General features: G+C 45.9%; 13 protein-coding genes and 1 pseudogene. 1 reads left to right on the top strand and 13 read right to left on the bottom strand.

What is annotated here, in order from left to right; genetic code table 11:
• Positions 1 to 66 precede the first annotated feature (66 nt).
• The 5 genes and pseudogenes from QUB06_RS32175 to QUB06_RS32190 all read right to left on the bottom strand — a co-directional run bounded on the left by QUB06_RS32175 (position 67) and on the right by QUB06_RS32190 (position 2,359).
• Positions 67 to 384, bottom strand: a complete 318-nt coding sequence (locus tag QUB06_RS32175) for a hypothetical protein (protein WP_333438735.1) — start codon at positions 382 to 384, stop codon at positions 67 to 69.
• A 53-nt stretch (positions 385 to 437) separates the two neighbouring features.
• Positions 438 to 650: a hypothetical protein gene (locus QUB06_RS32180; protein ID WP_333438736.1), complete on the bottom strand. Its 213-nt coding sequence runs from the start codon at positions 648 to 650 to the stop codon at positions 438 to 440.
• Positions 651 to 855: 205 nt separating this feature from the next.
• Positions 856 to 1,065, bottom strand: a pseudogene (locus QUB06_RS34835) (RNA-guided endonuclease InsQ/TnpB family protein); the annotation flags it as partial.
• A gap of 104 nt (positions 1,066 to 1,169) precedes the next feature.
• Positions 1,170 to 1,796, bottom strand: a complete 627-nt coding sequence (locus QUB06_RS32185) for a hypothetical protein (RefSeq protein ID WP_333438737.1) — start codon at positions 1,794 to 1,796, stop codon at positions 1,170 to 1,172.
• Positions 1,793 to 2,359 (bottom strand): hypothetical protein, encoded by a 567-nt coding sequence (locus tag QUB06_RS32190; protein WP_333438738.1) that lies wholly within the window; start codon positions 2,357 to 2,359, stop codon positions 1,793 to 1,795. The genes QUB06_RS32185 and QUB06_RS32190 overlap by 4 nt, the downstream gene beginning before the upstream one ends.
• Positions 2,360 to 2,872: 513 nt before the next feature.
• On the opposite strand from QUB06_RS32190, the gene QUB06_RS32195 reads away from it, so the two are divergent.
• Entirely contained in the window at positions 2,873 to 3,823 is a 951-nt protein-coding gene (locus QUB06_RS32195) for a tyrosine-type recombinase/integrase (RefSeq protein ID WP_333438739.1), read from the top strand.
• Between the two features lie 89 nt (positions 3,824 to 3,912).
• Here the strand turns inward: QUB06_RS32195 and ltrA are convergent, their stop codons facing one another.
• From ltrA to QUB06_RS32235, 8 genes are all read right to left on the bottom strand, one after another.
• A complete protein-coding gene (gene ltrA, locus QUB06_RS32200; RefSeq protein WP_333438740.1) occupies positions 3,913 to 5,559 on the bottom strand; it encodes a group II intron reverse transcriptase/maturase in 1,647 nt (548 codons plus the stop codon).
• A gap of 1,014 nt (positions 5,560 to 6,573) precedes the next feature.
• Positions 6,574 to 7,080, bottom strand: coding sequence for a hypothetical protein (locus QUB06_RS32205; protein ID WP_333438741.1), 507 nt, complete (start codon positions 7,078 to 7,080; stop codon positions 6,574 to 6,576).
• Entirely contained in the window at positions 7,077 to 7,862 is a 786-nt protein-coding gene (locus tag QUB06_RS32210) for a ParA family protein (protein ID WP_106331468.1), read from the bottom strand. The genes QUB06_RS32205 and QUB06_RS32210 overlap by 4 nt, the downstream gene beginning before the upstream one ends.
• Positions 7,863 to 8,066: 204 nt before the next feature.
• Positions 8,067 to 8,267: a hypothetical protein gene (locus QUB06_RS32215; protein ID WP_333438742.1), complete on the bottom strand. Its 201-nt coding sequence runs from the start codon at positions 8,265 to 8,267 to the stop codon at positions 8,067 to 8,069.
• Positions 8,268 to 8,779: 512 nt separating this feature from the next.
• Positions 8,780 to 10,435 carry an RNA-binding domain-containing protein gene (locus QUB06_RS32220; protein ID WP_333438743.1) on the bottom strand — a complete coding sequence of 552 codons (1,656 nt, stop codon included), beginning with the start codon at positions 10,433 to 10,435 and terminating at the stop codon, positions 8,780 to 8,782.
• A 91-nt stretch (positions 10,436 to 10,526) separates the two neighbouring features.
• Positions 10,527 to 11,135 carry a 3'-5' exonuclease gene (locus QUB06_RS32225; RefSeq protein ID WP_333438744.1) on the bottom strand — a complete coding sequence of 203 codons (609 nt, stop codon included), beginning with the start codon at positions 11,133 to 11,135 and terminating at the stop codon, positions 10,527 to 10,529.
• A 342-nt stretch (positions 11,136 to 11,477) separates the two neighbouring features.
• Complete coding sequence (locus QUB06_RS32230) at positions 11,478 to 13,409, bottom strand: hypothetical protein (RefSeq protein WP_333438745.1); 1,932 nt, start codon at positions 13,407 to 13,409, stop codon at positions 11,478 to 11,480.
• The coding region (locus tag QUB06_RS32235; RefSeq protein WP_333438746.1) for a hypothetical protein at positions 13,331 to 13,669 on the bottom strand (339 nt) is incomplete at its 5' end. The genes QUB06_RS32235 and QUB06_RS32230, both read right to left, overlap by 79 nt.

Here is a 13,669-nt window from a genome sequence, read left to right on the forward strand (position 1 = left end):
CCCTCATTCTCTCCTGGCGCGGTGGCTCTAGTTCTTCTTTTGCCACCGTTCTCATCTTTGGTTAGTCTAAACTACAACTTGAAAATATGCAGCATAAAAACTGGAATGAAGCCTGACGGCTTTATAATCAAGCCATTGAGACCCTTCTCCCTGTTGACCTCTAACACGAACTTTACCTCCATCAACGCTAGTTTCTTTTATTGATAATTCTGCGATTGGTTCGCTCCACTCTTTCTGGGTTACTAACCTGTGTAAAGCTGAATGACCTATCTTAATACCCGTCTGAACTCCCACTTCAATTGCCGCTTTTTCAAAAGACAAAACCGCCGCCATTCTCAAAGAGCCTTTTTCCAATAATGGAGAGAGCCTTGTCGATTTTTTCACCTTTAATTTTTTCGCTTGGTCTTCGGTAATTTTTAGTGGTCCGATACAGCTATTTATGGTCCTTTCTCGTCCTTTTTCTGTCCCGGTTGCTGCTTTGATAAAAAAAAAGCAATATCGGGTCCCATGACCTCTAACCATTGTTGTCTAAGGTGCTGTTCAATGCTCTCTAAGTCCTCTAAAGATTCCGGGGGGCTGTTTCGGTATAAAATTTGGGCGATTTCATCATGACAGGCTTTTAACCGTTCGCGCTCTTCAGGATTCATCATAAGGCTCCAGAACAATTTACTTTATTGTACGTGGTTTTTGCTGAAGACAGCGCTTAAATCATAGAAAAAATTAGTAGTTGCTTCCATAGCAGTTTTTGGGGAAGCCGTTGGTTTAAAAAATGTAAAATTATATCATTTAGTGGGAAATTTACAAAATCGGGATGCTCCCGTTGTAACTTACTGTCAACTGAGTCACCTGATACTTTTAACCGAGACATCTTCCGACATTATGGATATCCTGAATGTCTAGTACAACATCACCAATTGAGTTGGTAAAGGTAGTATCCCACATTGCCTTGAGAAAAATTCCAAAAGCTCCCTTAAAATATCGTGGTATTTCATAACCACATTCAGGGCATTTAAAGTTCTGAGAACCACCAAGTTTTCTATAAACATGAGCGCCTTTTGTGCAGGTCTTGGAAGTATATTATTCAGTTATTATGACCAATAGATATCTCCCAAAATTAGGTTTTGATCCAGATAGGGGAAGGCTTCCAGAATCTTTTTAGGAGATGTCTATTATACACATACCTCTTTGGAAAAACGCTGTGGCACAAGTTTATATTGTTTTTCTAGCCATAACTTCGCCTCTTCATAAGTGAAAGTTAAAAATATTAGTTGATAATTTTGAGATGGATCGTAAACACAGCTAATTCCCTGCTTGTCTCTAACCAATAGCATAACTTTTAGAGGAAAATTAGTTGTATCTATCCACAACTCTGTAAATTCCCAGTCATCTGATGGATGTTCCATAAGATAAAATGATGTACTTTCAATTTCCCAATCAACCCATTCTAACGGATCTTCAAAAGCACCTTCTAGTCCAAATAAACTTACAGTTTTACCAAGATCGGGAAAATCATCATCAATGACTGTTCTAGAGTTTTCTTCGAGAGGTTTGAAATGATTAGTTCCAGGATTTTCTTCTACATATCCGGTTAACTGTCGTACCGATGTTTTCACTCCATCGAAAATCAGGTAAGATTTTGACAGGAAAATTATTTCATTTTGGGGATTAAGTGGATGACTTGGTAGTAAGCCTAGTTGACGGGTGGGAATGATGATTTTTGAATCGCGAATTAAAGGTGGATCGAAGTTACAATTTGTAAAATAGAGTAGGTCAAAATGATTGCTAATTATAGTCATTTGATTTTTTCCAAAATAGTAGTTTTTAAGCTGGATAACGGAATTTCTAAAGTGCCATCATTTCTGGGAGTTTCCCTGGAAAATTTTTGATTGGTAAATCTGGTGTCTAGTGGCGCGTTTTCTTGCACAACTATTAATCCGAGTTGCTCTAGGGTTTCGGCATTTGGGAGTTTGCCGAAAGGATTTCTTTTCGTGGCATTGATATAAATACGACCTCCTAGTTTTAGTACGGGTGCTGCATATTCAAGGAAATATGCCTGGGGGTTACTGGCGATAATTTGGTCTATACTCTGTCTAGGTAGTTTTGGTAACAGTTCAGCAATTGATGTTTTAATTCCTGACTCAGCTATCAAGTCAACGTTAATCGCTTCGGGAATCTGAGATGTTTTACCGCCAAATAAATCGAGGGTTATATTTTGTCCTAAGATAAGTCGCTCGGTAATGAACTCGACTCCTTCTGTTATATTTAACCTTAACTCTGAAGAGAAAGCAAACGGATCGTTTTTCTGAGCGGGTTTTGTGGGTTCATTAGGCGATGTTGACCGCTCGTCTTCAGTTGGCATTGTGCATATTTTTTGGGGATAATTAAGTTTGTCAAGGGTAAATAATCAAAGCGCGAACTCTTTTATATTTACTCTCGAACATAACATAGATTGCATGGAAAGGCGATCGTTCGCTCTTTTTTTTGCAAGGGCGAACGCTCTTTTATCTGGGCGATTGTAATTGGCAAATAAATCATCGGGTTATACCTCTTTTAGGGGCGATAAGTTGAAGGGATTAGGTGCGAGCGCACCTAATCATATAAAGTCCAGCCCCATATATTGTCTAATTTGTGCAAGTAATCTTGACGCAAGTCTGTTACACGCTTATGAAAACAAGCTAGTTGATGCTTCGCTGACTCTCTAGACGTCGATCCTTTAGCCTTCCTTACGACTAACCGGTCGTGGCCACCTCGCAAACACACGAGTCCGTTCCCAGACGGTGAGGGCTCTCCGAGAGAGGAGCCAAATTGATCGATATTTTGCGCCGTTAAAGGCGTAAAATTTAGTATTTATAATAGCACTTTGAAAGAGTAAATGCTCAACTTACTTGGAGAGCAACAGCCCGAAACCTTGAATCTGCCCTGTCCGGTACCCCTGACTCAGCACCCGGCCTCCGTGTACATCGACAGTTTGGGTAGCGAGCGGTCAAAGGCAACCATGAGAGAAGGGCTCAATATCATGGCCCGGATGCTGACAGGTGGGGAGTGCGACGCAATGACATTGAATTGGGCGGCATTGCGCTACAAACATACGGCGGCTCTGCGCTCGGTCCTTGAGAAAAAGTACGCCCCCGCGACGGTGAACCAAATGCTGTGCGCCCTACGGCGGGTGTTAAAGGAAGCTCTGCGGTTGGATTTAATCGACCCAATAGATTACAGTAAAGCGGTGGATGTCAGGAGTATCAAGCAATCGGGAAAAGTTAGGGGGCGGGCGCTAACGCTCTGTGAGATTGCTGCATTGATGCAAAGTTGCTCTGGTAAGACTCCTATTGATGTTAGGGATAAGGCGCTGATTGCTATCTTGCGTGGGGGTGGCATCCGTCGCTCTGAAGCGGTTAATCTGTTGAGGCGAGATTTCAACCTATCCACGGGAGCGCTGTTCGTCCGGGAGGGTAAGGGCAAGAAAGACAGGACGGTTTATCTCCCGGAGTCTGCTTGCGTTTTAGTGTCCGAGTGGCTGGAGTTGAGGGGAGAGGCGACTGGGCCTCTGTTGTACCCGATTCGGAAGGGAGGAGAAATTCAGCGGCGGCGGATGACGGAGGATGGTGTGTTGAAGATTGTGCAGCGGCGGGCGTTTCTCGCTGGGGTGGAGTCTTTTAGTCCCCACGATTTCCGGCGCACGTTTTGCTCGGACCTCCTCGATGCTGGGGTGGATATTGTGACGGTGCAAAAGTTGGCGGGTCATGCTTCTCCGGTAACTACGGCAAAATATGACAGGCGCGGGGAGGAAACTAAGCGGCGGGCCGTGCAGCATTTGGAATTTTAGCGCTTTGTGAGCGGGTAAGGGTTGAGAGTCGCCCCTCTTCCCTCCCCTAAGAACCGTGCATGACTGTTGCCAATCACACGGCTCAAGCCTTATTTCAAGCCAGTGAACTTGGTCTTACTGTGTACCTGTTTATGGCACGCTTTGTGTAAGTGCTTTAGGTTTTCTGAGTCGTCAGTTCCACCTTCAGCCACAGGTATTATGTGATGGGTTTCTATTGATTCTCCGTTAAAGAGGCTGTCACCACATACAGGACATCTCCAATTTTGGAGTTTGGCTATGGCTTCATATTTACTGCCTTTTGCCCAATATTTCTTCCCGTAGTCAGTGGCTCGTTTTTGCCAGTATTCTCGGAGTGAGGGGTCATCAGGGCTGGAATTTCCTTTGACTTTGATATGCCTGACTATGGGTGTGCTACTGATGTTATAAAAGATATAGGATTTCTCCTTACCCTTTCTACCAGTCCCTTTGCACATGAAAGTCCCATTTCTCCCTCGGTAGCTTGCGTAATAACGCTTCTGAACCCATTTTGCTGATTTGTTGGGATGCCGACGCGAAGCCCAACACCAGAGGTAGTGCCATACACGGTTTTCTATGTATGAGAAGGTTTCTTTGCTAACCGCTCCTCTGTAGTAGTTAGCAAAACCCCTGAGAAGCGGATTCAACTCCTTGATAACGTCTTCTTGAGTATGAGCTTTCATATTAGATAAAGTTGCCTTTACCTTTTTACAGAAAGCTAGTACCTTTTCTTTCTGGGGTTTTATTAATAATTTGCCTTTGTATTGGCGTAGATTGAACCCCAAGAAGTTAAATCCGTCATCAATATGAACCAATGATGTCTTCTCAATGCTGATTTCTAGACCTCTTGAGGATAACCATTGCTTGATCGGGGTAAGCACTTGTTCCAAGGATTGTTTATCCTTTGCAGTGACGATGAAATCATCTGCATATCTGATGATGCCTAGCTTTGGGTTGAATTGCTTAATGAATTGTTCTAACCCGTGCAATCCGATATTGGCTAATAACGGACTTATCACACCACCTTGAGGAGTGCCTGTCTCGGTAGGGTTATGGACACCACTATCGGTAAACCCTGCTTTTAACCATTCTTTGATAGTTTCTCTTTTTGGAAAGGTTTCTATCATGGACAGAATGGATTGATGGGCAATGTTGTCGAAAAAGCCTTTGATATCAGCGTCTAGAACCCAGGTATGCCCGTGTACCCACTTTTTGAAGCACTGGTCGATGGCATCGTGGCAACTTCTACCAGGTCTGAATCCATAGGAATGTTCTTCAAACACTGCTTCCCATTCGGGTTCTAGTGAGTTTTTAACTATTGCTTGTGCGACTCTATCTCTCACGGTCGGGATTCCGAGAGGACGTTTCTTGCCATTAGCTTTGGGTATGTACACCCTCCGTGTGGGTTTTGCTTGAGGCATTTTCCACTCGTTGACAAGTTTCACGCGCTGGCTGGGGGTATTTAAAACCTCCTTATCTACCCCTGCTGTATGCTTTCCGTCATTGACTTGTGTGATTTGTCTGACACTGAGCAATAGGTTGGCGTGGCTTTTGATTAACAGCTTTTGCAACCTACGAAGTTGCTTAAACTGCCCAAGTTTTCTGGCACGGAAGATTCTTTGACGTAGGTTCCTAACAACTTTTCGGGCTTGCTTCCAGTTAACCTGTGACCAGTCCGTAAGTTGTCCATTGACTCCATTTATCAGGCTTGCGCTTGACATCTAACTTCTATCTCCGTTTGGTTCTTCTGTCATTGGTTCATCCGTATAAGACCTAAGAGAAGTCTGCTTTTCCTTTCGGTCAGGGGCAAATTTTGAACCCCTATCCCCCGCATTACCAGAGGCGTTCGCTTTTTCTCTCATCTTCTGCCCTCCAGAGATTTCCGTCTTTGTTGCCTCAGACCTACTCATTGATTCGACCTATCTCTGAGACTCTGTAGGGTTTACCCTGTTGTGTCGTTTGGAGTTTTCAGGCTGGTTAGGATGGCTGCCTCTCCTGCGGTAGGGGTTTTGTTTTCACGCTCCGTAAAGAACGTAATTACGGAGCCACCTACTTACCATTTTGGTTACAGCCTGTCAGGGATAATTTGGCTGTTTCGGGAATAACGCAGTTTAATCAGCAGCTTAGACCTTGTTCATCCTTTCCACCTTTTCCCTCTTGCTCCTAACCGCTTAATCCCTAGCAGCTTCGGCTTCTTTTAGGGCTTGCATTCCTCCCATTTCATTACTTACTTTGGGAGTAGCCAGACTACTAGAGTCCTTTCTATGAGGGCTGGAGGTGAAAATCTCCAGGGGACTTGGTGTCCCGTTCCAAATGACCAGTTCAGGTCGCGCACGTTCTCTCCCGTTAAGTGCTGACGCACTATAAAAGGTGGACAAGACTGACATCTAGGACTCTGATGAAACTTATAGTTCCTTTATCAATAGCCTCCGCTAATTCTGGGTTTAAGCTACAGAAGAATTGGCTGTTGTCAGGTTCAGAGTAAACTACTTCAACAACATAACATCCCGTTTTGGGGACAATCCTCACTTCGCACAAATCCTCAAACTTCAGCGCCGTGTTAAATAACTTGCGAGAAATGTCCGTTATTTCATCGCAGTAATTAAACCACTCATGGCCTTTTTGATTGCGTGCCTTTCTACTCGTTCTTTTAACAGTGTGGACAACTATCAACTATCAACTATCAACTATCAACTATCAACTGTTAACTGTTTAATGGCAGTAGCATCTCCCTATCAGCGCCCAGATAGCATTGTAATCAGCCGCCTCAACTTCCCAGCAAGTTTTCTGGAATCGTAGCGGCACTTGGCTTCTACTAAGATTTTTTCCATCAGCTCGGATGAAGCTTCTGCTTGCAGCCAGGCAGCTTCTAAAAATACTTCTACGGTCACTCCTTTTTCTTTGCAAAATCTTGTCAAGTTAGCATCTATTTCTGCATCTAAAACAACGGCAGAATGGCGACGAGTTGGCGGAAGTTTCGCGAGTTCTGCTTTTAACTCTTCTAATGTTGAATTGGGATTAGTGGTTTCGTTTGAAGTTGCGTTCGTTGAAGTTTCGTTAGCCGAAGTTTCGTTCGCCAGGATTTCGCTTGAAGCTTCGTTAGGCGAAGTTGCGTTCGCCGGAGTTAACTGTTGAGCTATTTGTTCGCTCTCCTGTTTAGGGGCGATTAAAGTATCTTCTCGGTTGGGAACAATTGTTCGCTTGCGGTTGGAGCGAATTTGGTCGAGGATGCTGTCACTCATTGTACTTTTTGTTGTAAAAGAGACTCGATTTTGGCGAGCAGTATTTCAAAGGGATATTCTAAGTCGGGATGTCCTAATTCGCTGAGGGTTTGGCGTTTGTTAATGGCTTTTTTGTACTGTTCGGATTCTCGGATTGAAGGGAGAATTAATTCGTTTTCAACTTCGTCTTTCATTCCTTCTACGGCTAGGCGGCTTTCTAGGGTTTGAGTGTTGCCAATCCAGCGGTCGCGGAAGGGCAGCACTCCTAGTACGGTAGCGTTGGTTGCTTTTACATCTCTCATGGAGTTGAGCAAGTCGAGTGTCCGCACTAGGGAACCGTAGCCTTTGACGGAAGCTTCGGCGGGTACGATTACGGTGTCGGCGGCACCGATTGCGGTTAAGCAAATCTGCGAGCGCTGCGGGGGAGCGTCAATGATACAAAATTTGAAGGCTTCGGCAACTGGTTCGAGGCGGCGCAGCAATAGGGTAGCGCCGACACCGCTGCTGGATAGGTAGTCGGCGGCGGCGTCTAGTCCGTCGTCGGAGGGAATTAGAAACAAGTTGTCGCTACCTTCGACTGGATAGATGCCGTCTTCGATGGGTACGGATTTTTTGAGAACTTCCAGCAAGGTGGGCTGGTTGGGTTGCAGTTCTAGCCCCAGGTAGGTGGTCAGGTTGTGTTGGGGGTCGGCGTCGATAGCCAGTGTGGGATAGCCCCGGCTGGCTAGGAGGCGGCTCAGGAATAGAGATGCGGTTGTCTTGCCCTGCCCCCCGGACAGGGACGCGATGGCGACTGCGATCATGGCTTTAGGGACATGGGATGGGGTTTTCTATATATAGAGTCCTCTAAAAAACGAAATTAGTCAATATCTAAATTACTAAAAAGCTAATTTTACTATTTTAGTGTATAAAGTGACTATAAAGCTATAAAGCTATAAAGCTAATTTTATAAAATGACTAAAAGCTAAATTACTAAAATTAGCAATTGAGCGGAACTCGCGCAGTCCTTACCATACCAGAGTTACCCCAAGTAGCGAAGATTCGGTACTTTGAATAATCGCAGTTTGCCGCAAAGTTTCCAGCACTTGTGGCGCTTGTTGCTTGTATAATTCCTGCTTGCCTTTGTACTCCCCAATTAAGCGAATCGTCTGGAGCAGTTTTTGGGTAATCGGTTGCTGGGTTAAAAAGGTCTGTTCAAAAGATTTCATTGATTAAAAGCACGACTGTAATAGCCATTGAGTCGCTTAGGTCTATTATATAAGTATTTTTAATATAGGTACTAGCCTGGTCACAGTACCTATATTAAAGGTATTGTACCCGATCGCTTCTGTACTGTTTTGTGCTTGACACTCCGGGCGCGTAAACGCGCGGGGCTTTCACGCAAAGCTTTGTAAGTTCTGACCAATAATTTCTTGATGGTACAAGCCCCTGGATTTATCCCTGGAATCAATCCAAAATCCAAAATCTAAAATCGAATGACCAGGCCGAGCGGGCTGGTGGAAGAAAGGGATCGTCAAAGGTCGCCAAGTTCCCACCGGGACTATAATACAAGTTAACACTGGGTAAAGATTTCACCGCGATAAAGAGATCTTTGTGCAGCTCTGTCTGCATAATTTCTCAGTCGAGGAGCATGAGTTTTCAGACTCTATAGATGCGTGTTTAAAAGGCGCGGCGCGTGTTTAAAAGGCGCGGCGCGTGTTTAAAAGGCGCATCGCGTGTTTTATAGCGAGAAAACAACATAATATGACGCGCGGCCTTGACCCTCTAATTTCAACTGGTTGGCATCAGTCAACTTCCGCAGCAGGCGACTAGCTTGGTCTTCGCTGATACGACAAAGTTCCACAGCTTCTTTTCTGGTAATTCTGCCGTGAGTCCTTACATATTGAAGCACCATTTGCTCTTGCTGAATGGGTTCAAAGCCAGCTTGCCGAACGTAATCAGCGGATTGTCCCAGTTCTCGGTAAACTAAGGGGCTAAGGGTGTAGGTGCGTCCTTTTTTGACGCCACGCGCTTCTACCAAACCAGCTTCAACTAATCGTTCTAACACGCTGCGGGCGATCGCTTCATCTCGCTGAATGGCACGGGCGAGAGTAGCCGTGTCTAACCGCCTCTCTTGTCGCAATTGTCCTAAAGCGATTAAAGAGTCAACGGGGAGTGGGCTTTGACGGCGATTTTCCTCTTCAATCACTACGCGCAACAGTCCTAAGTCGGCTTCCCCCCCTGGCAGTCTGACGGCAACTGAATGAGAGTTTGTGCCTCGATAATCAGGGGCGGATCTTCCGTAGCGCAATAACCCCTGATAGATTAAATCTACACCGCGCCCAGTTCGTTCGGCGAGTCCGATGCGTTTAATGGCATCGGCTAGAAAGGGGTTTCTCGGTCGGGGTTCTACGACTAGCAGGTTATCTAAGGTGACACCTTCGACAAAACCTCCTGGGTTGCTGATGGTAATTCCGTAATCTTCCCAGCGGATGTGAACGGCTCCCAATTTAGTGTAATCTCGGTGGATGAGGGCATTGACTGAGGCTTCGCGAAAGGCGCGGCGATCGTAGTTGGGAACGGGGACGCGAAATAAACCGATTTGCACTTCATCTTCTTCAACGCGCACCTCGAACTGTTCCATAACTCGCTCAAACAGTTTTAGCAAGGGGGTGCGGTAAAAGTCATTGACTCGCACTTGGGTGCCTTCGAGGACTTGAAAGGCGACTTCGTGGGTGGGTAAGTGTTCGCGGAGGGCGCTTTCTCGTCCTAAAATCAGCATTCCGGCGACGGTGGGGAAGCGAATTCCATCGGTAGAACGCACGAACCCTAAAGCGCCGTCGAGTTCTTCATCGGTTAAGGATAGCAGAGTGCGATCGCCCCCATATCGCTCTATTAATTGTCGCAGACGTTCGCGTTCCAGGGGGTCGAAGTCGGCAACAGACGATCCGGTGATGGGTAATGAGGAGTAATCGAGAACGCCTAAGTCTGACTGGCGAGTGGCAAATTCGTAGGGATAAAAGGGGACGCATTGGGGTGTTCCGTCTACTTGCAGGCGGCGGCGTTGCAGGAGTCCGTCAGACGTGGCGACGATGCGGGGTGATTTGGGGACTTCTATGCAGGCAATGGTTTGACCTGCTTCTAGCAACGCTGTAACGCGCACGCTGACTGGGGGGTTGGTGCGGTTGCCAATCATGGCTGCCAAGGTGGACAGGTTTTGGTGTTGGGGGTGCAAACCTGTTATTTGACCGTCATCTTCAACGCCGAGGTAAATGGAGCCACCGTCTGTATTGGCAAGGCAGACGACGGTTTCAATCAGGTCTTTGTCTGGCAGGCGAGTGCGATCGCTTTTAAACTCGACGATGAGGGATTCTTGTTCGGGAATCGTGCGATTCATTTAACAATATAAAATAGGGGCGACCAGACGGCATTTACAATTTTACGGCAAAATAGGGTCTAAAGCCCCGTCCTTATAGGACGGCTTCCTCCTAACTGTATAAAACAAATACAGTTAGAAACACAGGAAATACTCGTTTATATTTAAGGACTTCAACAATGCGGGGATAGACTTCGGGGAAACTCGGAGCATCGGCTACCATTGCATCGCTAATGCCGTGAAGATAGGCTGCTTCTGCGGGGATGGGAACTGTGGGTTTGATGAGCGTATTCAGCAACATTTCACCGCAATAATTGATAATGGCTATCTCTACAATCTCAGCATCGTATAGGTCCGTAGTTTCAGTATCTAGAATCACCAAATCGTTCTGGCTTAATTGTTCTCTTGCCCAAAGAACAGCATTCACCCTATCTCGTTCTATGAAACCTACTTCTCGATACCATTCCCGGTAATCCCGCTTGATTTTAGCTTTGAGACGGTTGACTGCTAAAGTTTCCAATTGCTTGGGAGATGGCTTTCTTTTGGGTCGGCAGGATTCAGGGTTAGTCGAATCGTAGAGGAACACATCGTATTTTCGGGTTGGGATAACGCCTGAAGGTTTCAGAGGCGATAAACCCAATTCACCCAATTGCTTTTTAGTTTTCAGGTGCGGTGGCGGTTCGTTGGATTCACCCCACCAACTGTACTTTGTTAGTTCCATATTTGATAGCCTAATATCAAAACAGCACCTTCACAATATAACTCGATGGGTAGTATTTGAAAACCACACAACTAGCACACCAAGCAAGTAACATCGAAATAGAAAACCCCCAGATTGGGGGATGAGTCGCCCGCTGCAAAACTAAACGACAATCTAATTATCCCATCAAAATGCTGTCACTGCCTGCGAATTAAAACAACCAATACTACCTCGGCTTAAGGTATCCGCAGCAGCTAACATCACTCCAATTTCCCTTCTTAAGCATCGGCTGCTAAAGCTTTGTGGCAATTCTCTAAAAGTTCATCTTTCGGGTCTGACTTTTACCCAGGATTATTCAGGTTTTTACCTATCCAAGAAATCGGCAAAATGTGCAATCAAGGCCGCCGTTCCGTATTTGCGAATCAAGTAAATAAATACGGGCTTGCCGACGCTTGAATACGAACGCGGCGAATCCTTATCGGGTTTAGTGCATTTCAGGACAGTTTTAATTATATCAGAGGCATTGCGGCTCGTATCCAGATACGCTAATACCTGCTCAAAAAGAGCCGCTTCCGTTGTTTCAGAGAAGTACCTGGATACAAGAGACGCACCATCTCGAATCGGATACTCTTTATCGGGCAAGGGTTCTAGAGGTATCGGCTCACCCTGTTGGGGTTGCGGTACGGATACATCAGGTTCTTGCGTATCCAGCTCTGAATGCTCGCCTGCTTCAGCAATTTTTGATGACTGAAAAGTCTCCTCAAGACGCTGTTTCGCTAATTCCCAAAGTTGTTGTGGGTCATCATCTTCGGTTGTTTGGCTAACTTCCATATTGGGTTTATTTGTGTCAGTGCTTGGCTCAATTGGCTTTTTTAAAACCTCTCGTTTCCACTGACCCAAATCGGGTACAACAGCGGGGAATTCACCCAATTCGCAGCTAATCCATGCAGCCCGATTGCCCAACGATTCCAAGTAATCCCGCACTTGTTGGTACTTGGCGTATTGCTCCGAATCTTTGGGGAATTTGTTTCGGTAGGATTCACATTCTTCTACTGCAAACTTGCCCATGTAAATGCTACAGAAACACTCAGCTAAATCGCTTTCACCCTCCAATCCCCAAGTTACAACTTGTCTGCCCTGCGCTAAAGCAAAGATGCGGATGTTGGTTTCCCTCGCTAAAGTAATCATTTCACCCATAATTTGCTTGGCACCCAGAGAAATAATCTGTTTGGTTTGGCGATTGACAATCGCTCTCACATTACGCGAAATTGCTTTCCATTCATCAACAGCTACATTCCAAATGGGTGAATCAATCCCCTTTGCCATTAATGCTGTACGCCGCACTCTTTCACTTTGCAATGCTTCCAAAGAGGAGCGGATAGCTTTGTAATCTTCAGGCACTCCTATTACATCCAAGCCAATCCATTGATGCGGCCACCGTTTGACCGTAATTACCGACTGCTTTTGGGATGGCATCACATCCATCAGCCAATCAAAGAGCGTGGTTTTTCCGCATCTGGTAGCTGCAACTCCTCTAATGTGAGGAAACATCTCAGGAGTGTCCCTAAACTGCTTCCAATCAAAGAATTTCACGCCTAATTTGGGAGTTACTGGCAGTTCTACACCCAATAATTGATTGTTATTTTGGGCGGAGGCTGTGTTTGATAGGAGTTCCGCATTTTCAAGTTCTTCGGACTTTGATTCTATTGGGTTGGGGAAAGATGCGGGTAAAGATTGGGGAGTGGCAGCGGTTAAAGCTTCCAACAGTTCGGGATTCTTCTCTAAATAAAGTGTGTTGTAGCCGTCGTAGAGTTCGCGCTTGAAGTCCTTCACTCTCAAATCAGCGGCAATCGCTGTTTTCTGGATTTCTTCCTCATCCAAAATGTCACTTGTAGTTGCCTCTAATTGCTTCTGCCGTGCCTCAAATATCGCAGCCTCTTCCTCGTTCTTTCTCTGCCTCACCGATGCTGCACCCGATGCAAAATAACCCGCGCCAAAGCTCATCGCACCAATTACGCCGGATGCAGTACGCAGCAATCCCCAGCCTGGATGCAGCTTCACAAACTTAGCATTCTTGGGATACTGGGAACCCGTTACCACAACAGGCGTACAGGGATTTGTAGCTCCATTGCAGTAGCTAACGTGCTTGTCGAAGTACCCGAACAAACTGAACCCGCTGCACCCGATACCCACAATCAAAAGAGCGATCGCGCTTTTCATCGGGTCAGCCTCCGCAGCAGTGTGACGAACAAAAGCAGCATCACCGCCACACCCACAATCACGACAAGCTGCCACACTGGGATGAACCCAAAGCCTACGCTTAAAGGCGCATTTGCCAATAGCCACGCCGCATCCCAAAATGCAGCAATAGTTCCGACAATCACCACCAATCCACTAATCCGACGCATCGACAACAAGTAAGAGGTTGGGTTTTTCGGTTTTACTACAAACAGAAACCCGGCAACCAAAATCACTGCGACGAGCATTACAGGAGCACTGAGAATCCTCGAAACGTGAGCGATGGATAGCCCAACCGCAAACCAGAATCCTTGACC

Origin of the sequence: Microcoleus sp. D2_18a_D3, assembly GCF_036702455.1 — a bacterium.
Classification (GTDB): Bacteria; Cyanobacteriota; Cyanobacteriia; order Cyanobacteriales; family Microcoleaceae; genus Microcoleus.